The following is a 23,245-nucleotide window of genomic DNA, read 5'->3' as shown; positions in this document are numbered from 1 at the left end:
GCAGGAGTTATCCCCCATGTCCAAGACTGTTCTGATCACCGGTGCCACCTCCGGATTCGGCAGCGCCGCCGTGCGCCGGTTTGCCGCCGCCGGCTGGAAGATCATCGCCACCGGCCGCCGCGCCGAGCGCCTGGATGCGTTGGCGGCCGAGCTGCCCGCCGGCCAGGTGCACACCGCAGCCTTCGACATGCGCGATGCGCAGGCCTTGTCGGCAGCGATCGACGCATTGCCGGCCGAGTTTGCCGACATCGATGTGCTGGTCAACAACGCCGGGCTGGCGCTGGGCACCGCGCCCGCGCAGCAGGCCGACCTGACCCAGTGGCAGCAGATGATCGACACCAATGTGACCGCGCTGGTCACCCTCACCCACCGCCTGCTGCCGGCACTGATCGCACGCCGTGGCGCCATCATCAACATCGCCTCGGTCGCGGCGACCTACCCCTACACCGGCGGCAATGTGTACGGCGGCACCAAGGCGTTCGTGCAGCAGTTCTCGCTGGGCCTGCGCGCGGACCTGCACGGCACCGGCGTGCGCGTGACCTCGATCGAACCGGGCATGGCCGAAACCGAATTCACCCTGGTGCGCACCGGCGGCAACCAGGCCGCCTCGGACACGCTGTACCGCGGCGCCACCCCGATGACCGCCGAGGACATCGCCGAGCAGATCTTCTACGTCGCCAGCCTGCCGGCGCACCTGAACATCAATCGGCTGGAAATCATGCCGGTCACGCAGTCGTTCGCCGGTTTCCAGGTGGCGCGCGACGCGCAGTGACGATGGCCTCCAACGCCAATGCCTCGGTCGCGTCGCGATCCGCTAGTGTGGCGGTCGGCGCGCGAACAGATCACGCCGCATCCAAGCTCAGTGCGGCGCGGCAACCGGCGTACCGCCAGGGATGACGAAAACGCCGCGCATTGCGCGGCGTTTTGCTTTACCCGGTCAGCCGCGATCGGCGGCAGCCAACGGCTGCGCGCTTGGCCGCAGCGTCCTGTCGCGCAGTTGCAGGAACGGGCGCTCCACCGCGTAGTGCAACAGCGCGCCACCCAGCACTGCCACCAGGCCATACACCGCAAATGCCAGCACGCCCCGCCCCTCCAGCGCCGGGCCGAACCAGCTCTGGGTGAGATGGAAGACGGCCTTGTGGGTCAGATACAGGCTGTAGGAGATGGCCGCCAGCCATGCCGCGCCCGGCACGCGCAAACCGCCAAGCACACCGCTGCTGGCGGTGCCGGCGAGCACCAGCAAGGCCAGTCCCAGCGACAGCACCGGCCAGCCCACCGCGTTGCCGAGCAGGCCGGTGCGCTCGCGGAACAGCCACAATGCCAGCGCCAGAATCGCCACGCCGGCACACAGGATGGCGTTGCCGTGTTGCTGCAGCCGTTGCCAGAGCGTGGGGCGAAACACCTTCAGCACCGCCAGCACGACACCGGCCAGCAGACCATCCAGACGATTCCAGGTCGGGTAGTAGATGTCTTCGATGAACCAGTTGCGCTGCAGACCGACGCCAGCGCTGTCCAGGGCGGTGTTGTGCCACCAGATGCCGGCACGCAGCGCGATGCCGGCAACCACGACCAGCACGCAGAGCACGCCAAAGCGTGTAGCCGAGGGCCGACGCAGCAGCAGCGTCGCCAGCAACGGAAACACCAGATAGAAATGTTCCTCCACGCACAGCGACCAGGCGTGCGAGAACGCGGCATCACGGCCGTAGTCGACGAACAGGTTCAGGGTGAAGGTGACGAACATCCACCACGGCGCCAGCCCGGGCGACTCGCGGAAGTCCGGCCACGCCATGTAGATCACCAGCACCAGCAAGAACGCCGGCAGGATGCGAAACGCGCGGCGCAGATAGAACTCCTTGAAGTCCAGGCGTTGCCCGCGCGCCAGCGGCCTCAGCACCTGCGTGCCGATCAGAAAGCCGCTCAGGACGAAGAACAGGTCCACGCCCATCCAGCCGTAGCGCGACAACCACGTCCAGTCCGGCCCCAGACCGCCGACCACGAAGGAATGGAACAGCATCACCCAGACAATGGCGAGGCCACGCAGCAGATCGAGAGCGGGATAGCGCATGCGGGCGATGCAGAGCCGAGGGAGCCCGATTGTGCCGCATCCTACCGATGCGACGATGCCGGCGCTGGCCGCAGTCGCCAGCTCGGATCAGCAACGCAGACGTTGTTTCCACCTCACTCCGTCGTGCAGGCATGGTCCGGTCGACCACCTATCGGCGACAGCAACACGCCAGCGCCACGCCCGTGCAGCAGCCAAGGGGCTTCGGTGAGGCCAGCCGCATTGCCGCAGCCAATCCAATGTTGACGCTGTGGCTCCCCACAGCGTCATCCATCACGCATCGGCCTGTGTCACGCGACGGCCTGCTGCTCGATCCGCACGGCCGGCGCCACCGACAGCGCCGGTTGCAGCAATCCCCAGGCTTTCAGCTGCTCCACCGCACGGCCGATTCCGTCCTCCTCGCGGATGCGCTGGCCCAGCGCGCGTGCCGCTGCGCGCATGCTCGGCGCGCTGGCCTGGCCGATGGCATCGGCCAGGGTCTCCGGCTGCAGCCCGACCCGTGCAAGCGCCGGCGGGGCGACGCCGCGTTGGGCCAGGCAGTGCGCCCAGAACGGCTGGTCGTAGCCGAACGGCAGCACCACCGACGGAATCCCCGCAGCCAGCGCCGCACCGGTGGTGCCGGCACCACCGTGATGCACGGCCACCGACACCCGCGGAAACAGCCAATCGTGCGGTGCCTGCTCCAGCTGGAAGAAGCGCTGGGCATCGTCGGATGCGTCTTCCGCGGCCGCCAGCCCGCCCCAGCCGCTGGCCAGCAACGCGCGTTGACCGGTCAGACGCACCGCCGCCTTGACGGTGGCGGTGAGCTGGGCCGCATCGCTGCTGATCATGCTGCCGAAACCGATATACAGCGGCGGCGGGCCGGCCTGCAGAAACGCCTGCAGCGCGGCCGGTGGCTGCCACTGCGGCTGCGGCAACTGCCAGAAACCGCTGACCTGGGCCCGGTCCGGCCAGTCCGGCGGGCGTGGGCACAGATGCTCGCTGTAGCCATACACCACGCGCTGCGCACTGCGATCGGGGCCACTCCACGGATATGCCGGCAGCCCCAAGGCCGGGCGCACGATGCCGTTGAGCGCCGGGCGCATCAGCTGCCAGCCGGCAAAGCGCACCGCGTGATGCAGCGCCACGCTCACCAGCCCGGGCAGGCGCACGGTGGGCATCACCATCAGCGGCACATGCCGCGAGGCGGTCAGCGGCTGCAATTGCGTGAACACCACCGGCAGGCCGTAGGCCTGGCCCAGGCTGTGCGCCAGCAGGCTGGCGCTGCCGACGCCGAGAATCAGGCCGGCATCGGCACAGGCCGCGCGGCCCTGCTCGGCCCAGTCGCGCGCCCACTCAAGCAGCTGCGCACGCAAGGTGCCCCAGATGCCGCGCCAGCCACCGCGCATCTCGGCAACATCCGGATGGCCCTGCAGCAGTTTCCGGTGATCGCCGCTGAGCGGGAAGAAGTCCAGCCCATTGGCGCGGATCAGCGCTTCGAAGTTGGCACTGGTCAGCACCCGCACCGGGTAACCGCGCGCCTGCAAGCCACGGCCCAGCGCGATGATCGGGCGCACATCGCCATGCGTGCCCAGGGTGGCGATCAGCACCGGGCGCTGGCGTCCCGCGTTGACGGAAGACTCAGGCATATTCGGCCACCCCGTCGCTGGCGGTGGCGATGCTGCCATCGCGTTGTGCGGCTTTCGTGGTGGCCGCGTGCAGCAGTGCGCTGAGCGTGGCCGCATGCGTGGACGACAGCATCGAGTGGTGGTCGCTGTCCAGCACATGCAGCTGCAGGTTGCGCACATACGGGCGCCAGGCCTGCGGCCGGTAATCCACCCACACCGTATCGTCGCCGCCGGAGGTCATGCGCACGCTCGCTTCGACGAACACCACATCCTGGTCCAGCGGCTTGGGACGATGACGCCGCGCCAGATGCAGGTGGTGCTGGGTCATGCCGCCCATGTCGTCCAGCAACGTGGGGCGTTGCTCGAGCAGCTGACGCACTGCGGGCAAGTCGTTCAAGCCGTAGTGATCGCACAGCAGGCTGGCCAGTTCGGCCACCGTGGTGGGCATCGGCTGGCCGGGTGCCAGATGCAGGCCCAGCGCATGCACCGATGCACGCACGTTTTCCGATTCCGGCAGCGACGCGGCCTGCTCCAGGTGCGGGTAGCTGTCGAGCATCGCCAGCAATTCGACTTCTTCGCCCAGCGCATGCAGTTCGGCGGTGATGGCATGGGCGATCAAGCCGCCCAGCGACCAGCCGATCAATCGGTACGGCCCCTGTGGCTGCACCGTGCGCAGCCGCGCCAAGTAATCGCGCGCGATCGCCTCGATGCTTTCCGGGCGATGCTGCGGGTCACTCAAACCCGGCGACTGCAAGGCATACACCGGCCACTGCGGATCGAGCTGACCGAGCAGGGTGAGATACGACCAGCCCAGGCCGACCACCGGGTGGATGCAGAACAGCGGCGGCGTACCCGGGGTGCCCGCACGCAACGGCAACAGCACGCCGAGCGGGTCGTTCGGAGTCTGCGCGTTGCGCTTGATCACCTCGGCCAGGCCGGCAATCGTCGGCGCATGGAACAGGGTGCCCAATGGCAGTTCGACACCGAACGTCTGCGGGAAACGTGCTGCCATTTCTGCCGCGCGCAGCGAGTCGCCGCCGAGCTCGAAGAAGTTGTCTTCGACACCCACCACTTCGATGCCCAGCACGTCCTGCAGCATCGCTGCCAGCTGGTGTTCGAGCGCATCGCGCGGCGCCACATGCGCGCGCTGCGGCAGCGCACCTGGCGAGGGCAAGGCGCGGCGATCCAGCTTGCCATTGGGTGTCAGCGGCAGTGCCTGCAATGGCACCCACAAGGTGGGAATCATCGACGCCGGCAGGCGCTGCTGCAGATGGGCGCGCAACAGCTCGGGTGATGGCGTCGCGCCATGCTTGCCCACCACATACGCTAGCAACTGCAGCGCGTCGTGGTCGCCATCGCGATGACCGACCACCACCGCCTGCGCCACCTGCGAGTGCAGCAGCAAGGCGTTTTCGATTTCGGCCGGCTCCACGCGATGGCCGCGGATCTTCAATTGCGCATCGGCGCGGCCGATGAATTCCAGCATGCCGTCGCGGCGCTGACGCACGCGGTCGCCGGTGCGGTACATGTTGCTGCCGTCGTCGGCGAACGGGTCGCGCACAAAGCGCTCGCTGGTCAGCTGGCGCTTGCCGCGATAGCCCTTGGCCACGCCCGCGCCACCGATGTACAACTCGCCGATCGCGCCGGTCGGCAGCGGTTGCCGCTGCGCATCGAGCACATAGACGCGGGTATTGAGCAGCGGCCTGCCGATCGGCGGGGCGGCAGCGTCGGTGAGCTGCAACGGCATGATGGTCGACCAGATCGTGGTTTCGGTCGGCCCGTACAACTGGGTCAGGCGCCCGACCCGGCTCAGCAACTGGGTCGCCAGTTCCGGCACCAGGGCTTCGCCGCCGACCAGGGCGTGGATACGGTCCAGCGCCAGATCCTGATTGGCCAGCAGGATGCGCCACAGCGACGGGGTCGCCTGCACCATGCTGATCTGCTCCTGCGCGATCAGCCGCGACAGGCTGCGTGGATCGTGGGTGATGCCGGCCGGTGCGATGACCACGCGCGCACCCACCAGCAACGGCAGATACAGCTCCAGCCCGGCGATATCGAAGGTGATGGTGGTGACCGCCAGCACGCGGTCGCGCGGACGCAACGCAAGCTCATGCTCCATCGCATGCAGGAAATTGAACAGGTTGCGATGGCTGATTTCCACACCCTTGGGCGCGCCGGTCGAGCCGGAGGTGTACAGCACATAGGCCGTACCGTCCGGCGTGGCCAGCGGCGCGATCGCCGCCGGCAACACCGCCGGGCGCGGATCCAGCCAGACCATGCCGCCGAGCAGATAGCGCTCGCACAACGCCGGCTCGCAGACCAGCGCGATGGCACCGGAATCGTTGAGCATCTGCCGGTTGCGTGCGGCCGGGCTTTCCGGGTCCAGCGGCAGATACGCCGCCCCGCTCCACATCACCGCCAGCAGGGCCACCAGCAATTGCTCGCTGCGCGGCAGCGCGATGGCGACCACGTCGCCAGGGCGGACACCATCGGCCACCCATTGCGCGGCGATGCGCGAGGCCAGTTCGCACAGCGTGGCGTAGTCCAGGGTGCGGTTGTCGTATTGCACCACCACTGCCGCCGGCATCAGCTCGGCACGCTGCAGCATGCCGTGCAGCAGCGTGGCCGGTTCCGGCAGCGCTGCGGCGGTGGCGTTCCAGGTCTGCAACAGGCGGCGGCGTTCCGCATCGCCCAGCACATCGATCTGGCCCAGCGCGCATTCCGGATCGGCCAGCACCGCATCGGCCAGATGGGTCAGCCGGCGGCAGTGCTCGGCCAGCTCGTCGCTGTCGTACAGCGCCGGATTGGCATCCAGATCGAAGCGCAACGCGGCACCGTCGCCGCGCTCGTAGCAGAAGATGGTCAGATCGTCGGCCGGGCCGTTGGACAGGTTATGCGGCATCGCATAGGCCTGGCCAAAGCGCAGTGCGTAGTCGAAGGCTTCGATGTTCACTGCCAGGCGTGCGAACTTCTGATCGATCCCGAACATGCCCAGATCGCGGCGCACGTCCTCGAAGCGGTATTGCTGGTGGCGCAGCGCATGCCTGACCACCGAGGACACCTGTGCGAACAGCGCATGCACCGGCTGCTGCGGATCCATTTTCAGGCGCAGCGAAATCACATTGGCCACCAGGCCTGCGGTCTGCCGGTAGCGCGCATTGATGCGGCCGGTCACCGGCATGGCCAGCACCAGATCCTCGGCACCGGTGCAACGGTAGTAATACGCGGCGATCAGCGAAATCAGCATCTGCGGCAGGCTGGCGCCATAGTCCTTGCCGAGCGCGCGCAGCCGCACCACCTGCTGCGGCGAGAACTGTCCGGTGCCACGCAACAAGCCGGTCGACAGGTGATTGCCCGGACGCGCCAGGGTCGCCGGCGGCGGCAGGTCGGCCAGCTGCTGCATCCAGTAGCTGCGGTCGCGCTGAAAACGATCGGACTCGCGATACTGCTGTTCCAGCTCGATCAGCGACAGCGCGCTGCCGTACTGTGCAGGCTCCGGCTCGATGTTTTCTGCGTAGGCGTTATACAGCACCGCCATGCGCTGCATCATGATCGAGGCGCAATAGCCATCCATCACCAGATGGCTGACGCATTGCACCCACATATGGTGGTCTTCGCCAAGGCGGAACACCGCGCAATGCCATAACGGCCCGTTCTGCAGATCTTCCGGCTTGCGGATTTCTTCGTCGACCCAATGCTCGGCGGCGTTGCGCGGGGAAGGATCTTCGCTGACGTTGAAATACGGGATCGCGGCGGTGTATTCGGGCAGGACCACCTGATGCGGCACGCCGTCGTGCTCGGCGATGCATAGCCGCAGCGTGTCGAATTCGCGCGTCAGCTGCATGCTGGCGCGGATCAGCAGCTGCGGATCCAGCGGGCCGAACATTTCCAGGGCTTCGGACAACATCAAGGTGTTGTCGGTATGCAACTTGCTGGCCACCCACAGGCCGCGTTGCGCTTTGGTCAGGGGAAACACCGGAGAGTCGTCAGTGTGCATTGCGTGCATCCTTCTTGTGTGGCGCGCAGTCGCCCGGTGCGCCATGTCCGCAATGCGGTCAGTGGGACGCCGGATCAGCACCTGGCCTTGAGAACGTGAGGTAAGAGACACCGACGACCGCCAACGCATGCCGGCGATATACGATGGAAACGCACAATGGGAACGCACCACGAAGCGACGTGCAGCGTCGCTACCACGACGTGCAACGACATTGCTAAAAGCACTTGTTTCCCGACAAGTTAAACAAACACTAACAATTAGCCACCGCGATAAACCGTGCAAAAATCACGAAATCCGCGTCGCCTGCGAAAATTTTTTGCCGAAGTGTGATTTCAACTAATGTTCTGGATGCATACGCCCATAGCGCGCGTTTTCCGGCGGTTGCGCGCTACCGAACCGACGGCCATGCATCGCACCGCAGCCGGTGAAGGCTTTTTTTCCGGGAATTTTGCATCGCCTGCGCCGCGCCCATGGCCGCATGCACTAAGACCATTGTGTGCAACGGCGTTGACGTTATTGCATTACCAGCGCAACCACTTCGCAAAATACAGTGATTTTTTGCAATGCCGTCTGCAACCGTGCGGTCACACCACGGTTACTTGATTGTCATCGCCATGCTGAGGCGATCACGTATGCACAGCTGTTGCTGGTGATTGCCTGGCCCTGGCTGGGCCGATGGCGTTGATCGTGGCACGCCGTCGTTGCAGGCAATGCGTTACCGGGCTCGGCCAGGGCGCATAGAAACCATGGCGTCCAGCGATGGCACCGGATCATGAACATGAGTTACGCCACATGACGGCCGCGCAGCGATGCTGCGGGCCGTCGCGTCAATGCAGTGCGCGCCAGGGTGAAAACAGCATGGCGCGCCACGGCCCCGCAGCGCGCAGTGCCTCAGCCCAACGGTTCGTCGGACAGATAGGTGTAACCGGTCAACCCTGCTTCCAGCGCATCGCTCAATTCCTGTGCGCGCTCGGGCGACAGCTGCGCGGCGGCGATGCGCTCGGCATAGGTCGCACGCAGCGTGTCCAGCTGATAGCCCACGTAGTCCAGCATCACATCGGTGGTATCGCCGCGGCGCTGCTGCGCGATGCGATAGCCATCGCCGTCCACGGCCACTTCCACCGCATCGGTATCGCCGAACAGGTTATGGATATCGCCCAGGATTTCCTGGTAGGCACCGACCAGGAAGAAGCCGATGCGATAACTCTCGCCCGGATTCAGCGTGTGCAGCGGCATCGAGCTGTCCAGGCTTTCGTTCTCGACGTAGGTCTTGACCATGCCGTCCGAGTCGCAGGTCATGTCGGCGATGATGCCGCGCCGCTGCGGCGCTTCGTTCAAGCGCTCGATCGGCACGATCGGGAACACCTGGTCGATCGCCCACACATCCGGAATCGACTCGAACACGCTGAAGTTGACGAAGTACTTGTCCACCAGCCGCTCGTTGAGCTCGTCCAGCACCGGGCGATGGCTCTTCTCGTCGAAGCTCAGGCGTGCACGCACGCCATGCGCAATCGCATAGAACAGGTCGTCGATACGCGCGCGGTGGGTCAGGTCGATCTGGCCCAGTGCATACGCACTCAAGCCTTCGGCATGGAAGTGCTGCGCCTCCTGGAACAGTTCCACCGCCGGGCGCACATCGAGCTCGTCGTGGATCTCGCGCAGGTGGCGGATCGCTGCCGGCTCGTCGTCGTGTGCGTCCGGCACGCGACCTTCCGGCGCCTGCTCCACTTCGGACACGTTGGCGATCAGCACCGCGTGGTGGGCGGTCATCGCGCGGCCACATTCGGTGACGATGCGCGGCGGGGTCAGGCCGTGCTCCTCGCAGGCGCTGGCCAGCGGCTGCACGATGTTGCTGGCGTAGGAATGCAGGCCGTAATTGATCGAGCAATAGCTGCGCGAGCGCGTGCCTTCGTAATCGATGCCCAGGCCGCCGCCAACGTCCACATGGCTGATCCTGGCGCCCAGCCGCGACAGCTCCACGAAGTAGCGCGTGGCCTCGCGCATGCCGTTGGCGATGTCGCGCACATTGGAGATCTGCGAGCCCATGTGGAAATGCAGCAGCTGCAGGCTGTCGGCGTACTCGGTGTCGCGCAGGGTCTTCCACAGGTCCAGCACCTGCCGTGGCGACAGCCCGAACTTGGCCTTGTCGCCACCGCTGTTCTGCCACTTGCCCGCGCCAAGCGAGGCCAGGCGCATGCGCACGCCCAGACCCGGCTTGACGTCCAGCGCGCGCGCCTCCTCCAGCACCAGCTTCAGCTCGGAGGGCTTTTCGATGACGATGAAGGTCTGCAGGCCGAGCTTGCGGCCGATCAACGCCAGGCGGATGTATTCGCGGTCCTTGTAGCCGTTGCAGACGATCAGCCCGCCCGGACGCGACAGCGCCAGCACCGCCATCAGCTCCGGCTTGCTGCCCGCCTCCAGGCCGAAGCCGTCGCCGTGGTGGCTGGCCAGCGTGCCGGCCACGCCGCGATGCTGGTTGACCTTGATCGGGTAGACGGCCGTGTAGCCGCCGGCGTAGTCCCATTCGGATTGCGCCTGCGCGAACGCCGCCTGCAGCTTGCCCAGGCGCTGGCCCAGGATGTCCGGGAAACGCACCAGCAGCGGCAGCTTGGCGCCGGCTGCGCGCGCGGCGTCCACCACCTCGGGCAACGATACCGACGGACCGTCGCTGGTCGGCGTGACCACCACATGTCCGGCGTCGTTCACATCGAAATACCCGTCGGCCCAATGCGGGATCGAATAGGTCTTGCGGGCTTGGTCGAGGGACCAATCGCTCATTTCGCTGACTCGGCTGGGGCAAAAAGGGCGTGAAGTGTAACGCCTGGCACGCGCAGGGTCCGTTACAATCCGCGCCGACTTCACGCCCTGCTCCTGATTGGAGCGGGGTTGGCGGGGGTTCGGGATGGCCGCCAGCAGCTTGCTTGTGCGCGGCTGCGCCCGACCCTCATCCGGCGCTTCGCGCCACCTTTTCCCAAGTGGGAGAAGGAACAGCCCCATCTTTCAGGACCTTGCATGAGCGCCAACGACAACTGGTACATCGAACATTTCCAGCCGACCGGCTCGGCGATCGGCTTCCGCATCAGCGGCAAGCTGGACGAGGTGCAGTCCCCGTTCCAGAAGATCGAGATCTACCAGACCACCGACTGGGGCAAGCTGATGCTGATCGACGGCGCGGTGATGCTGACCAGCCGCGACAATTTCTTCTATCACGAGATGATCAGCCATCCGGCGCTGTTCACCCACGCCGCGCCCAAGCGCGTGGTGATCATCGGCGGCGGCGACTGCGGCACCCTGCGCGAGGTGCTCAAGCACCCGGGCGTGGAAAGCGCCACCCAGTGCGACATCGACGAGCAGGTCACCCGCATGTCGGAGAAGTACTTCCCCGAGCTGTGCGATTCCAACCACGATGCGCGCGCCGAGCTGCTGTTCGACGACGGCGTGGCCTACATGGCCAACTGCCCGGCCGGCAGCGTGGACATCGTGATCGTCGATTCCACCGACCCGGTCGGCCCGGCCGAGGGCCTGTTCAACAAGGCCTTCTACGAGAGCTGCTTCAAGGCATTGAAGGACGACGGCATCCTGGTGCAGCAGTCCGAATCGCCGCTGGCGCTGCTGGAGCTGATCAAGGAAATGCGTACCGAAATGGGCAAGGCCGGCTTCCAATCGTTCAAGACCCTGCCGTTCCCGCAGCCGTGCTACCCCACCGGCTGGTGGAGCGTGACCATGGCCAGCAAGCAGGCCAACGCCGATTTCGCCTTCCGCCAGGACGCTGCGCAGGCCAAGGGCTTCGAGACGCTGTACTACACCGCGCACCTGCATACCGGCGTGCTGGTCGCACCGCCGTTCGTGGCCAAGGCGCTGGGCGAGTAAGCGCGGCTTACGCATCGTAGTGCGCCGCCCGCGGATGCGGGCGGCGCGCCAGTAATCATGGCCAGGCCGTGACTAGGCAACCGTGCCGAGCGCGCTACAACCGCGCCAGCACCTCGGCTTTCTTGGCGTCGAACTCTTCCTGGGTCACCAGTCCCGCATCCAGCAGTTGCTTGAGCTTGCTCAGCACCTGGATCGGATCGTCCGCGGCCGCTGCCGTGCTCTGCGGTGACGAGGATGCGCTGCCCTGCGCGGTGGGTGCGTGCACCACCACGCCACCTGCCGATGCGCGCAACTTGTCGAACTCCAGCTGCTGGCGCTTTTCGTAGGCCGATTCCTCCACCTGCTGCGCATAGGCGTAGACCCGCCGGGCCTGCTTCTTGGGCAGGCTGTCGATGGACAGGTAGCCGCCTTGCGTGGTGCGGCACATGATCGTCGCTCCCAGCATCTGCTCGCTCATGTGCACGTCGAGCACCTCGCGCCAGGGGACATCGCGAAACGTCATCCCGAACAGCGTGGGGTGCACCACGATGAATCTGCGAGTGGTCAGCACCACCGCGGCCGGCGACAGGTTCACCACCATTTTCTTCTGCACTGCGATGTACTCGACCTGCTCGTCCCGCGTCAGCAGCTCGTTCACCTTGGGCAGGATCTTGCCCACGGCCACCGGATCCTGCTCATCGGTCAGGAATTGCGTTAAGACCTCCATACCTTCCTCGTCGTGATCGCCTGCGCCGCAGCGTTGTCTTGTATGACACCACATCCAGCATGCAGGTTGCGGCATCGCACGCGCTGCAGGCCTCGGTTCATCCAAGGATTCAGCGCTCTCCACGCTCCAAACACGACAGGGCGGATGCCACCATCCGCCCTGTCGTTACACACTTTTGATCAAGCAACCGGTCAGAAGCGAACTTCAGCGCCAACGTTCAACACTTCGGCACGATTGATGGTGATGTCTTCGTCGGAGTAGTAATAGTCGTTGGCATAAAGATAGTTGGTATAGAACACGCTCAAACTGGCGTGCCGGCCAATGTCTACGCCAAAGCCGGCACCCGCGTACGCACCTGACACGCGCTCATTCGATTCGCCGTTGGAATTGGCCGACCAATAGCCCAGGCCTACCACAGCGAAAAGTGGACTGTCACCAAAGTTGAAACGCGCAGTGCCGCCCAGACTGCCGAATTCCACGCCGGGTACGTAGGAGTCCTCATGATCGCTGATGCGGGCCAGCTTTCCCACCGCCGCTTCGATGCCGATCAGGGTCACCGGGCCTGCCCGCCAGCGATAGCCGGCATTAAAGCCGAGCATGTCCTGATCGATGCCTTCGTATACTTTCCCCTGACCGCCCTGCACACCAAGAAAGACACCGCTCTTGAGACGTTGCTCTTCCTCGCGTGGCGTCGCCGACCCATACGCGAGAGCCGGCGACGGCGCCACGGCCGTGGATGGAGCAGAAGCGATGGTGGTGGCTTCGGCAGGTCCAGCTGTGGAACTACCATTGGCTGCGGCTGACTGCAGCGCGTCGTCGTTCGTTTGTGCAGTGCTCGATGCCGCTGGCGTCGCCAGCTGCGCTGCGCCGCTCTGTGCAGCGGCCTGTTGCTGCTTTTGCTGTTGCCGATAGGTATCCCAGCCACGCGACAACGACTGCGCGGCCGCGTCGGAAACGCAGCCCAGCGCCGTGCAGGCCAACAGCCATGTTGCGGTCCTTTTCATTGCATTCCCCAATGAGTCGTCCTCCATCGTCCCCGCATCCATGCGCACGCAGGCATGACCTGGCGGCGTCCGGAAGTGGCGCAGTTGCTGTCCCATTCGGGGGCTTTCCCAGCATCACCGGATCGTGCGCGTACTCGGCTTCAGGCATCGTCCGCGTGGACGTGCCGGTACTGACGTGTGATGCAGCCCCCTGACCGCAGCCGGCACAGTGAATCGAGTCTCAGCAGCTGTCAAGAAGGGCTGTGATCGCTGACCATCGGTGCGCACAGTGCGCGGCCATCTGCCCCGAGAAGCGCTGCTGCCGACGGGTACGGGGTGCGCTGCGCTCCACGCACGCTCGCTGCGGGCAGCGCGTCGTAAGGACGTATCGACAAGATTGACTGCAGCTGACGCGGCAAGCTATTGATTCTTCGAACCGTTCCACTCCCGGAACATTTCATTTGTTAAACAAATGTAATTTCAGTACTCGCAAGTTCTAAAATTCACCGGACCGATCCCCCGCGATCATCGTGAACCTGCCAGACGCGTGATTCCTCCGCGCCGCCAAGGTCCGGAGACTTGCCATGCATTACCAGCCGCTGGACACCTCCAGCCTGCAAATCGTCACGCCCGTGCTGCTCAAGCAGGGCACCCGGCTGCTCGAGCCCAACGTCTATCGCACGCATCTGGATGGGCAGCTGGCGGTGGTCAAGGACTACAGCCGCTACCGCCGTACGCTGCTGGCGCCGATCGCGCGGCTGATGGTGCGGCACGAGGCCAAGATGCTGGCCCGCCTGCACGGCTGGCGGCACGCGCCGGCCCTGCTCGGCACGCTGGGCGGGCTGGCGTTGGGCATGGAGTTCATCCCCGGCGACACCCTCAGCGCCAGTGCGGTGGTCGGCCAGGAAGTGTTCCAACAATTGCAGCAGGCGCTGCGCCGCCTGCACGCCGTCGGCATCACCCACAACGATCTGCACGGCACCAATGTGGTGATCAGTGCCGGCGTGCCGGTGCTGATCGATTTCACCTCGGCCTGGCGCTTCCCGCGCTGGTTGCGGCGCGGCACGCTGGCGCGGCAACTGCAGCGCAGCGACCTGGCCAATTTCCAGAAGATGCGCCAGCGCCTGGCCGGGATCGCGCCGACCGCCGACGAGGCCGCACGCAGCGCCGAGCCGCGCTGGGTACGCACCATCCGCGGCAGCTGGAAGCGGCTGTATCGGCACCTGAAGCGCGATGCGCAGCCAACCAGTGCCGACTGAAACCCGCTGACCGGCAGGCCGCAAGCCCGCCACCGAGGCAGCGCGCACGCGCCGTGATGCCTGGCTGGTGACGCGCACCGCGCCCTGCATCCAGCCCCGACACCAGCGCAACAACGCGCATCGATCTGCGTCCCGCATGCTGATCCGGCGACGCGGGCCACACCCGCCGGGCTGCAAGCCTGGCCATCCCGATGCCACGCCAACGGTGCGCCAATCTTCCTGGCGAGCAATCGCCAGGCGGTGCGCAACGGCGCGGGGAAACCACAGTGGACAGGGGGACGCGCCGATGCCGTGCACCGGCGGCGCCCTCCAGGCGGCTAGCCGGTCGTCCGGTCGCCGCCCCGGCTCCTCACTGCGCGCTTTCCGCTTCGCCTGCCGACGGCGCGCGGTAGGCGATCAGTTGCGGCGCGTCGGCGACGAAGCGGTCCAGCACGCCATCGGCGATCTTGACCGGGCCACCGAAGCGCGTGGCGCCGGGGATCGAGGGGATCGCCGCGGCTTCGGCGGCGATCCGCTTGGCATCGGCAAACGCAACTGCCGCCTGCGCGTCACCGCGATTGGCGGCATCCAGCCCGGCTGCGGTCTGCTGCAGCGCGCGGCCCCAGCCTTCCATCGCCTCCAGCCAGGGGCGCGATTGTTCCGCAAAGCCCTTGTCGGCCACGCCTGCGCGAATGCTCTGCGGCGCGGCCGCGAACGCGTCGGCCGTACGCGCCAGCTCGGCGATGGCCTGGCTGCGCGCTGCCGCATCGCCGAGCGCGATCGCCTCGCGCACCTGGTCGAGCACCGCCTTCAGGCGCGGCGCCTGTTCCTGCCACGGCTGGCTGCCGAAGGTCGGCGCCAGATGCTGGGTATCGAAGAAGGTCAGCAGCGCGGCGGTCACCTGCGCGTCGCCACCGGCCAGGTCGCGTGCGGCCGCATGCCAGGTGCGCTGGGCGTCGTAGCCGGTGTCGTTCCAGGCGAAGGCGGTCAGCCCCATCACCGCCACCCGGCTGGGCGCTTCCTGATTCATCGGGTTGGAGACGATGCCGGACAACTCCGCCGACAGGCCGGCCTCGCGCCGCGCATACGGCGCCATCAGCAGGCGCCCGGCCGAGGTTTCGAAATCGTTGACCGGGTAGTTGTCCCACAGCAGCGTCTTGCGGCCGAACGCCTTGGTGGCCGCGCGTGCATCGGGAATGGAAATGGCCGGCGGCACCACATCGGTGCCGGTCCACTGCACCACGATCTTCGGGTCCAGATGCTTGCGCAGCGCTTCCTTGTACGGGCTTTCCTTGGCGTCGTAATACTCGGTCGGCACCATGATCAGCTCCGAGGCTGCATCGTGGCGGGCGACCAGATCGGCCTGCACCAGGTTGAGCAGATGCGACTGCGCGATACCGGCCGCCTGCGCGCCGGACGCGCCGAAGGTGGTCTTGTCGCGCTCGCAGTTCCACTTGGTGTATTCGATATCGTCCAGCGCCACGTAGAAGCTGCGGACGCCCAGCGCACGGAAGGCATCGAACTTGCGCAGCAGCGCCTTGGCATCGGCCGGATCGGAGAAGCACACCGACGGCCCCGGCGAGATCGCATAGACGAAGTCGACATGGTTGCGCCTGGCGGTGGCCGCCAGCTTGCCCAGCGCCTTCAGCGTCGCGGCCGGATATGCCTCGCGCCAGCGATCGCGCGCGTACGGGTCGTCCTTGGGGCTGTAGATGAAGGTATTGGCCTTGCTGCGGGCGAGAAACGCGATGTGCTTGCTGCGGTCGGCCATCGACCATGGCGCGCCGTAGAAACCTTCGATGGTGCCGCGGATCGGCATCGCCGGATGATCCTGGATCGCCAGGGTCGGAATGGCCGGGCGCTCGACCAGCTGGCGCAGCGTCTGCGCCGCATGGAACAGCCCGTCGTTGTCATGGCCGGCCAGCGTGATCAGGCTGCCGGTGCCGAGCGCCACGCTGGCGAGCGTATAGCCCTCCTTGTGGGTGTCCTGCACCGCCTTGCTGCGGGTCAGCGCATCGCGCACCACTGCCGCCTCACCGGTGCCGAGCACGATGTGCGGGCGGTCGAGCGTGGCTGGCAGACGCGCCGCGGTGGCGATCTTGGTGACGCCGGCCGTACCGAGGATGCGGCGTACCAGCGCGACCGATTCCGGATCCGCACCCGGCGCCGCCACCAGCACCACTGACTGACCCAGCGTGACGGTGCCGCCCTGCAGCGTGATCGAAACCGGCGTGGGGAAGATCGCCGGCTGGGTGACCGGCTGTGCCAGTGCGGGGACGGCCGCCGTTGCCAGGCCCGCTGCCAGCCAGAGCGAGAGCGGGCGCAAGCCCGACTTCCTATCGCGTCGCTTCATCCCCGAACTCCGGTATTGAAATGGTATTAGGCCCTAGAGTAGGCAAGTCGTCGCGTGGCGACAAGCGGGCCCGGCCTCACGACATTTCTTGAGAGCAGAAGGGCGGGCTGCGTGACGGCACAACGTTGAGGCCGCTGCTGGCCTCAGGCGCCGGATTTGATCTGCGGTATTGAAATGGTATGAGCACACGCGTGGGCGTGTTACCGCTCGGGTCATGTCGCGGGCCAACTGCCCCGGATGAGGTTGCGCACGGAGCACCGTCTCGCAGACGCGTCGGCCATCGATGCCAGATGCCGCCTACCCACGGCGAACGGTGACCCACGACGCAGTGGTGGACACCGTGGCGCTGTGTCGCGGCAATCGGGCGATGACGGGTGCGGTATCTCAGCAATCGGCCAATCGCCTGAGTACCAACGGCGCAGCAGCGGCCAAAGGCGCTGCCCGCTGACGCCTTACAGCGCGTCGCTGTCCAGCTCGCCGGTGCGGATGCGCACCACGCTGCCCAGGTCGTAGACGAACACCTTGCCGTCGCCGATCTTGCCGGTCCCGGCCGCGGTCACGATGGCTTCGACCACGCGCTCGGCCTGGTCGTCGGTCACCGCCACTTCGATCTTCACCTTGGGCAGGAAATCGACCACGTATTCGGCACCGCGATACAGCTCGGTGTGCCCCTTCTGGCGCCCGAAGCCCTTGACCTCGGTGACCGTGATGCCTGCCACCCCGCAGCCGGCGAGCGCTTCGCGCACATCGTCGAGCTTGAACGGTTTGACGATGGCCATGATCATTTTCATCGGTGCAGATCCAGCGGCATGACAGGGCGCGCAGCATACCGTGGACGGCCGTAACACTCACCCCGTGGCGCGCGGCCGTCACCGCGGCCGACAGTCGAATGGGACTATCCTTACCGCCTGCCGACTGCCTTGCCGATGTCCCGCGTGTCCCGGCCTGCACTAGGCTTCCTACGGACCTGCGGAGAACACCCATGATCGATTTCAACCAGCTCGACGACCTCGCCCGCCGCCTCAGCGACCTGGTGCCGCCGGGCCTGCGCCAATCGCGCGAAGAACTGCAGAGCACCTTCAAGGGCGCGCTGCAGGCCGGCCTGGGCAAGCTGGATCTGGTCACCCGCGAAGAGTTCGACGTGCAGCGCGCGGTGCTGCTGCGCACGCGCGAAAAACTCGACGCGCTGGAGCAAGCCGTGGCCGCGCTGGAAGCCCGCGCACCCGCGACGCCGCCCACAGCGCCACCTGCCGCTCCCTGATCGGGGCCGTCCACCATGAGTCTGGCGCTGGTGCACAGCCGTGCCCGCGTGGGGGTGCATGCACCTGAGGTCCGGGTGGAGGTGCATCTCTCCGGCGGGCTTCCCTCCACCCAGATCGTGGGCCTGCCCGAGGCTGCGGTACGCGAATCGCGCGAACGCGTGCGTGCGGCGCTGCTGTGCGCACAATTCGAATTTCCCGCCCGGCGCATCACCATCAACCTGGCCCCGGCCGACTTACCGAAGGAAGGCGGCCGCTTCGACCTGCCGATCGCCCTCGGCATCCTGGCCGCCAGCGGGCAGATCGATCGTCAAACCCTTGCCGACTACGAGTTTCTCGGCGAGCTGGCGCTGACCGGCGAATTGCGCGGCGTCGATGGCGTGCTGCCGGCCGCCCTGGCTGCCGCGCAGGCCGGGCGACGGCTGATCGTGCCGCTAGTCAATGGTGCCGAAGCGGCTGTCGCCGGGCACGTCGAGGCCTTCACCGCGCGTACGCTGCTGGAAGTCTGCGCCGCGCTCAACGGCAGCCAACGGGCGCCCGCTGCCGAAGTAGCGGTTCCGGCGCTCGGCGCGCGCGCGCTGCCCGACATGGCCGATGTGCGCGGCCAGCCGCACGCGCGTCGCGCGCTGGAGATCGCCGCTGCCGGTGGTCACCATTTATTGCTGGTCGGCAGCCCTGGCTGCGGCAAGACCCTGCTCGCCTCGCGCCTGCCCGGCCTGTTGCCGGAATCCAGCGAGGCCGAGGCACTGGAAACCGCTGCCATTACCTCGGTCAGCGGCCGCGGGCTGGATCTTGCGCGCTGGCGGCAGCGGCCCTACCGGGCTCCGCACCATACCGCCAGCGCGGTCGCATTGGTCGGGGGCGGCACGCATCCGCGCCCGGGCGAGATCTCGCTGGCCCACAACGGCGTGCTGTTTCTGGACGAATTGCCCGAATGGCAACGGCAGACGCTGGAAGTGTTGCGCGAGCCCCTGGAATCCGGCCTGGTGACGATCTCGCGCGCCGCGCGCAGCGTGGATTTCCCGGCACGCTTCCAGCTGGTTGCTGCCATGAACCCATGCCCGTGCGGATGGGCCGGCGATGGCAGCGGGCGCTGCCGCTGCAGCAGCGACAGCATCCGCCGCTATCGCAGCCGCATCTCCGGCCCGTTGCTGGACCGGATCGACCTGCATGTCGAAGTGCCGCGACTGCCCCCGCAGGCCTTGCGCAGCGGCGATCCCGGCGAAGACAGCGCCAGCATGCGTGCCCGCGTGGTCGCCGCACGCCAACGGCAACTCGCGCGTGCCGGCGCACCCAACGCTCACCTGGATCAGGCACAGACCGATGACCACTGCCGCCTGGAAGGCGACGATCAGGTGCTGCTGGAACGCGCCATCGAACACCTGCAGCTCTCCGCACGCTCGATGCATCGCATCCTGCGCGTGGCCCGCACCATTGCCGATCTCGACGACAGTGCGGCCATTGCCACCCGGCATCTGACCGAGGCCATTGGTTACCGCAAACTGGATCGCGCCATCGGCACGGCGAGCGCGGCGTAGCAGCGCCGATCCAAACGCCTCAACGTGGTGGCAGTGGTCCACCGTACGACGATGCCGCGCAGTTTCGTTAGGATGCTAAGGAATTCCAGACGGCAATGCGATCGATCGCTGTCTCCATCGAAGGGTTATCTGCTGCCGGTTCGTCGGCAGGGCGCGTACGCGTGCTTCCATCCGGCGGCACAGCATCCGCCGATACGTCCACACGCTCTCTCCAGCGTCGCAACATCCATTTCATGGCGATGCACGTACAACGTCCGCCTTCCCATTGCGCAGAGGCCGTCATGAGCCGACTTCCCGACCTAGTCACCGTCCCGTCCCTGGATCTGAATCGTTATCTGGGCACCTGGTACGAAATCGCACGGCTGCCGATTCGCTTCGAGGATGCCGATTGCACCGATGTGTCGGCGCACTATTCGTTGCAGGACGATGGCACTGTGCGGGTGCAGAACCGCTGCCTGACCGCCGAGGGCGAGCTGGAAGAAGCGATCGGGCAGGCGCGCGCCATCGACGACAGCAATGCACGACTGGAGGTCACCTTCCTGCCCGAAGGCCTGCGCTGGATTCCGTTCACCAAAGGCGATTACTGGGTGATGCGCATCGATGCGGACTACACCGCCGCGCTGGTCGGCGGACCCGACCGCAAGTACCTGTGGCTGCTGGCAAGGCTGCCGCAACTGGACGAAAACACCACCCAGGCCTATCTGGCGCATGCGCGCGAGCAGGGCTTCGATCTGGCCCCGCTGATCCACACCCCGCACACCGGGCGACTGACGGAGCAGCCACTTCTCTGACAGCTACGCCAAGCTGACAAAGCAGCCTTCAACTTCCTCGCTAGGGCACGCACCACGGGCCAGCGAATGTCTTATGTCTTTGGGGATCGGGGTTGCGGTTAGCTCGACTGTAGAGCCAGGCCAATTCGAGAGCGGCTGATCTGCGGATTGGCTGCAGGGTCGTTGCCCGCCTACCATCGCGGGACACGCCGCAAGTACGTCCCTGTAGGCTCTTACGCGGCATCCATGCCGCGTAAGGTCCCGCGACGGTAGGCAGGCAAGGACCAGTGGAGATGGTCGGTGCGCGCGGGCAAGCAAGGCAAGACATCGGGTGTTCGGATCACGGTGTATGCCACCGGCTTCCCATCCCAAGCCGCGCGGCAGACAGGTTTTCAACGCGCAACCGACAAACGTCTCCTCTGCCCGCCACAAGCTCAGGAACACGCTTTCGAGAAAGCAGCCGACCAACTCGCTAGTGCGGGACCCCCGCCGGTTGCGAGACCCTTGGCGGCATCAATGCCGCCAAGGAGCCTACACGGACGGATTCACGGCGTGTCCCGCAAGCGGTGAGGGCGCCGCACCCTCGACCTACCCCCTCGCCTAGCACCCTCGACCTACCCCCCTCGCCTATCTGATATTGGACGACTGGCGACCGGACTGCAGCCCGACTCAACCGTCGAGCGCACCCAGATCCTTGGCCGCAGCCTGCGCGCCTTCCAGGCTGTCGAAGGCGACGCCGGTGTCGCCGACCACGTACTTGGTCAGTTCGCCATCGCGGGTGGTTTCCTGCATCTTGAAGATCGGCACCGCATCGGTGCCGCCGACGCGTTCTTTCTGCGTTGTCATGGTAATTCCTCCAGGGAGAGTGCCTTGCACGGGGCCGGGTGGCGCCGTGGCTCCCGCTTGGGAGCACAGACACTTCGACCCTAGCGCGCCGCCTGGTGCAGGCGCGTGAATCCGTTGACGAGGCCGATTGCCACACCTGCCGGCATCGTCGTTTGCAGAAAATCACGTCTGCTTCGCTCCGCGGACGCGCGCAACCCGCGCGTCTGTCGTACATTCGCGACGTGCAGCCTCATCAGTCCACCGTCACTGTCTCCAGCGTCCTCGCGCGGCACGTCCGCGTGCGGCGCCGGCATGCTGCGCCAGTGGCGGGGCGATACGCGTCAGCGTCGCTCTGCACGGGCTGTCGTGCGTGAGCACCCCTCCACGCAGATGTGGGTGGTGAGGTGAAGCGTCAACGCATCATCAGTCTGACCGTGCTGCTGGTATTGCTGGGCGCAATGCTTCCGATCAGCCTGTCCTACTATCTGGCATGGCGGCTGGCGCTGGACCGCGAGGAGAGCAAACTCGCGCAGCTCGCGGCGCTGTCGATCCGGCGCACCGACACTGCCTTCGACGAGGCCCATGGCGCGCTCCTGAGTATGGGCGCATCGCAACTGCCGCCCTGCTCGCAGTCGCATCTGGCGCAGATGCGCGCACTGGTACTGGCCAGTCACTACATCGTCGAACTCGGCTACATGCAGCAGGGCCGGTTGCGCTGTACCTCATGGGGGCCATCGCCGCAGGCGGTTGCGCACACCGCTGCCGACTTCGTGGTCAAGCGTGGCATTGCGGTCACCACGCGGCTGCGTCCGCTGGCCAATCCGCAACACCCGCTGATGGCCCTGCAACTGCGCGACTACAACGTCCTGATCAATCCGACCACGCTGACCGACATCAATCTGCCGCCCGGCCTGCAGTTGGCGATCGGCACGCCGGACGGACAGATACTGAGCAGTACCGGCACTGCCGCCGAGCGGCTGCTGATCGCAGCGCCGACCGATGCATCCGGCACCGGCGCAGATGCCCAGGTGTTGTCCGGCCGCGACCGCCGCGGCGACTGGGCCGCGGTCGTCACCGAGCCGGCGGCCTATCTACGGGGGCCGCTGGCAGCCGCACGGCTGCAGGTGGTGCCGGTCGGCATTGCGCTGGCGCTGCTGTTGGTCAGCCTGGTGATCTGGGTGTCGCGGCGGCGGTTGTCGCCGCTGGCACGGCTGGAAATCGCCGTCCAGCGCAACGAGTTCGTCGTGCATTACCAGCCGATCATCGCGCTCGACACCGGCGCCTGCGTCGGTGCCGAGGCGCTGGTACGCTGGCAGCAACCCGATGGCGTGCTGATCCCGCCCGATGCCTTTATCCCGCTGGCCGAAGAAAGCGGCTTGATCCTGCCGATCACCGACCTGGTGGTGGCCGAAGTCATCCGCGACCTCGGCCCCACCCTGGCGGCTGACCCCTCCCTGCACGTGGCCATCAATGTCTCTGCCGAGGACATCAAGAGCGGCCGTGTGCAGACCGTGCTTGCCCAGGCGCTGCATGGCACTAGTGTGGACAGCGGGCAGTTGTGGGTGGAGGCGACCGAACGCAGCCTGATGGACATCGAAGCGGCACGCACCACCATCACCCATTTGCGCGGTGCCGGCCACACGGTGTCGATCGACGACTTCGGCACCGGGTACTCGAGCCTGCAGTACCTGCAGGGATTGCCGCTGGATGCGCTGAAGATCGACAAGTCGTTCGTGGATACCATCGGCACCCATTCGGCCACCAGCGCGGTGACCTCGCACATCATCGACATGGCCAAGACGCTGCAGTTACGCACCATTGCCGAAGGCGTGGAACGGCAGGAGCAGCTGGACTATCTGCGCGCGCACGGCGTGGATCTGGCGCAGGGCTGGCTGTTCTCGCGCGCGCTGCCGGCTACCGGCTTCATCGCCTACCACGCACTAATGCGCGGCGCTGCGCACTGACCGGCGCCGGGACGGCGCCCTGCACTGACCTGGACCGTCAGGACGCGCAATCGACCAACAGCCACGGCGATCC

16 protein-coding genes are annotated in these 23,245 nt (G+C 66.4%); 7 read left to right on the top strand and 9 right to left on the bottom strand.

What is annotated here, in order from left to right; translation table 11 throughout:
• Positions 1–16: 16 nt before the first annotated feature.
• The gene (locus tag DYQ94_RS19725) at positions 17–772 is read left to right on the top strand and encodes an SDR family NAD(P)-dependent oxidoreductase (protein WP_016901972.1); all 756 of its coding nucleotides are present in this window, start codon (positions 17–19) and stop codon (positions 770–772) included.
• Between the two features lie 165 nt (positions 773–937).
• On the opposite strand, the gene DYQ94_RS19720 is transcribed toward DYQ94_RS19725, so the two are convergent.
• The 4 genes from DYQ94_RS19720 to speA all read right to left on the bottom strand — a co-directional run bounded on the left by DYQ94_RS19720 (position 938) and on the right by speA (position 10,444).
• Positions 938–2,065 (bottom strand): acyltransferase family protein, encoded by a 1,128-nt coding sequence (locus DYQ94_RS19720; protein ID WP_126966471.1) that lies wholly within the window; start codon positions 2,063–2,065, stop codon positions 938–940.
• 287 nt (positions 2,066–2,352) lie between these two features.
• Positions 2,353–3,690 (bottom strand): glycosyltransferase, encoded by a 1,338-nt coding sequence (locus DYQ94_RS19715; protein WP_126966470.1) that lies wholly within the window; start codon positions 3,688–3,690, stop codon positions 2,353–2,355.
• Positions 3,683–7,666, bottom strand: coding sequence for a non-ribosomal peptide synthetase (locus tag DYQ94_RS19710; RefSeq protein WP_126966469.1), 3,984 nt, complete (start codon positions 7,664–7,666; stop codon positions 3,683–3,685). The genes DYQ94_RS19715 and DYQ94_RS19710 overlap by 8 nt, the downstream gene beginning before the upstream one ends.
• 891 nt (positions 7,667–8,557) lie before the next feature.
• A complete protein-coding gene (gene speA / locus DYQ94_RS19705) occupies positions 8,558–10,444 on the bottom strand; it encodes an arginine decarboxylase (RefSeq protein WP_046344820.1) in 1,887 nt (628 codons plus the stop codon).
• A gap of 234 nt (positions 10,445–10,678) precedes the next feature.
• Between speA and speE the strand changes: the two genes are divergently transcribed.
• Positions 10,679–11,536 (top strand): polyamine aminopropyltransferase, encoded by an 858-nt coding sequence (speE, locus tag DYQ94_RS19700; protein WP_024939717.1) that lies wholly within the window; start codon positions 10,679–10,681, stop codon positions 11,534–11,536.
• Positions 11,537–11,630: 94 nt separating this feature from the next.
• On the opposite strand, the gene DYQ94_RS19695 is transcribed toward speE, so the two are convergent.
• Complete coding sequence (locus DYQ94_RS19695) at positions 11,631–12,242, bottom strand: PH domain-containing protein (RefSeq protein WP_126966468.1); 612 nt, start codon at positions 12,240–12,242, stop codon at positions 11,631–11,633.
• 191 nt (positions 12,243–12,433) lie between these two features.
• Positions 12,434–13,246, bottom strand: a complete 813-nt coding sequence (locus DYQ94_RS19690; RefSeq protein WP_126966483.1) for a hypothetical protein — start codon at positions 13,244–13,246, stop codon at positions 12,434–12,436.
• 563 nt (positions 13,247–13,809) lie between these two features.
• On the opposite strand from DYQ94_RS19690, the gene DYQ94_RS19685 reads away from it, so the two are divergent.
• Entirely contained in the window at positions 13,810–14,484 is a 675-nt protein-coding gene (locus DYQ94_RS19685) for an RIO1 family regulatory kinase/ATPase domain-containing protein (RefSeq protein WP_046344826.1), read from the top strand.
• Positions 14,485–14,833: 349 nt separating this feature from the next.
• Here DYQ94_RS19685 and DYQ94_RS19680 read toward each other — a convergent pair whose 3' ends face one another.
• Entirely contained in the window at positions 14,834–16,816 is a 1,983-nt protein-coding gene (locus DYQ94_RS19680; protein ID WP_126966467.1) for a glycoside hydrolase family 84 protein, read from the bottom strand.
• A gap of 452 nt (positions 16,817–17,268) precedes the next feature.
• On the bottom strand, positions 17,269–17,607 hold the full coding sequence (locus DYQ94_RS19675) for a P-II family nitrogen regulator (RefSeq protein ID WP_016904463.1): 339 nt from the start codon (positions 17,605–17,607) through the stop codon (positions 17,269–17,271).
• Positions 17,608–17,798: 191 nt separating this feature from the next.
• On the opposite strand from DYQ94_RS19675, the gene ubiK reads away from it, so the two are divergent.
• From ubiK to DYQ94_RS19660, 3 genes are all read left to right on the top strand, one after another.
• Positions 17,799–18,077 (top strand): ubiquinone biosynthesis accessory factor UbiK, encoded by a 279-nt coding sequence (ubiK, locus tag DYQ94_RS19670; RefSeq protein ID WP_039816672.1) that lies wholly within the window; start codon positions 17,799–17,801, stop codon positions 18,075–18,077.
• Positions 18,078–18,092: 15 nt separating this feature from the next.
• Complete coding sequence (locus DYQ94_RS19665; RefSeq protein ID WP_104543574.1) at positions 18,093–19,613, top strand: YifB family Mg chelatase-like AAA ATPase; 1,521 nt, start codon at positions 18,093–18,095, stop codon at positions 19,611–19,613.
• 281 nt (positions 19,614–19,894) lie between these two features.
• A complete protein-coding gene (locus DYQ94_RS19660; protein WP_202397356.1) occupies positions 19,895–20,404 on the top strand; it encodes a lipocalin family protein in 510 nt (169 codons plus the stop codon).
• 648 nt (positions 20,405–21,052) lie between these two features.
• On the opposite strand, the gene DYQ94_RS19655 is transcribed toward DYQ94_RS19660, so the two are convergent.
• A complete protein-coding gene (locus DYQ94_RS19655) occupies positions 21,053–21,229 on the bottom strand; it encodes a hypothetical protein (RefSeq protein ID WP_046344854.1) in 177 nt (58 codons plus the stop codon).
• 383 nt (positions 21,230–21,612) lie between these two features.
• On the opposite strand from DYQ94_RS19655, the gene DYQ94_RS19650 reads away from it, so the two are divergent.
• Positions 21,613–23,172, top strand: coding sequence for an EAL domain-containing protein (locus DYQ94_RS19650; RefSeq protein ID WP_102582067.1), 1,560 nt, complete (start codon positions 21,613–21,615; stop codon positions 23,170–23,172).
• Positions 23,173–23,245: the final 73 nt, after the last annotated feature.

The organism is Xanthomonas sp. LMG 8993 (assembly GCF_009835065.2).
Classification (GTDB): Bacteria; Pseudomonadota; Gammaproteobacteria; order Xanthomonadales; family Xanthomonadaceae; genus Xanthomonas; species Xanthomonas arboricola.
Note: the sequence above shows the minus strand (reverse complement) of the source record. Positions and strands in the feature narration are given on the sequence as shown.

Bases quoted from the DNA above. Each gene is read 5' to 3' on its own strand.
- DYQ94_RS19715 (WP_126966470.1), bottom strand. From the start codon at position 3,690: ATGCCTGAGTCTTCCGTCAACGCGGGACGCCAGCGCCCGGTGCTGATC.
- DYQ94_RS19665 (WP_104543574.1), top strand. From the start codon at position 18,093: ATGAGTCTGGCGCTGGTGCACAGCCGTGCCCGCGTGGGGGTGCATGCA.
- DYQ94_RS19725 (WP_016901972.1), top strand. From the start codon at position 17: ATGTCCAAGACTGTTCTGATCACCGGTGCCACCTCCGGATTCGGCAGC.
- DYQ94_RS19710 (WP_126966469.1), bottom strand. From the start codon at position 7,666: ATGCACACTGACGACTCTCCGGTGTTTCCCCTGACCAAAGCGCAACGC.
- DYQ94_RS19655 (WP_046344854.1), bottom strand. From the start codon at position 21,229: ATGACAACGCAGAAAGAACGCGTCGGCGGCACCGATGCGGTGCCGATC.
- DYQ94_RS19690 (WP_126966483.1), bottom strand. From the start codon at position 13,246: ATGAAAAGGACCGCAACATGGCTGTTGGCCTGCACGGCGCTGGGCTGC.
- DYQ94_RS19675 (WP_016904463.1), bottom strand. From the start codon at position 17,607: ATGAAAATGATCATGGCCATCGTCAAACCGTTCAAGCTCGACGATGTG.
- DYQ94_RS19720 (WP_126966471.1), bottom strand. From the start codon at position 2,065: ATGCGCTATCCCGCTCTCGATCTGCTGCGTGGCCTCGCCATTGTCTGG.
- DYQ94_RS19660 (WP_202397356.1), top strand. From the start codon at position 19,895: ATGAGCCGACTTCCCGACCTAGTCACCGTCCCGTCCCTGGATCTGAAT.
- speA (WP_046344820.1), bottom strand. From the start codon at position 10,444: ATGAGCGATTGGTCCCTCGACCAAGCCCGCAAGACCTATTCGATCCCG.
- DYQ94_RS19680 (WP_126966467.1), bottom strand. From the start codon at position 16,816: ATGAAGCGACGCGATAGGAAGTCGGGCTTGCGCCCGCTCTCGCTCTGG.
- ubiK (WP_039816672.1), top strand. From the start codon at position 17,799: ATGATCGATTTCAACCAGCTCGACGACCTCGCCCGCCGCCTCAGCGAC.
- DYQ94_RS19695 (WP_126966468.1), bottom strand. From the start codon at position 12,242: ATGGAGGTCTTAACGCAATTCCTGACCGATGAGCAGGATCCGGTGGCC.
- DYQ94_RS19685 (WP_046344826.1), top strand. From the start codon at position 13,810: ATGCATTACCAGCCGCTGGACACCTCCAGCCTGCAAATCGTCACGCCC.
- speE (WP_024939717.1), top strand. From the start codon at position 10,679: ATGAGCGCCAACGACAACTGGTACATCGAACATTTCCAGCCGACCGGC.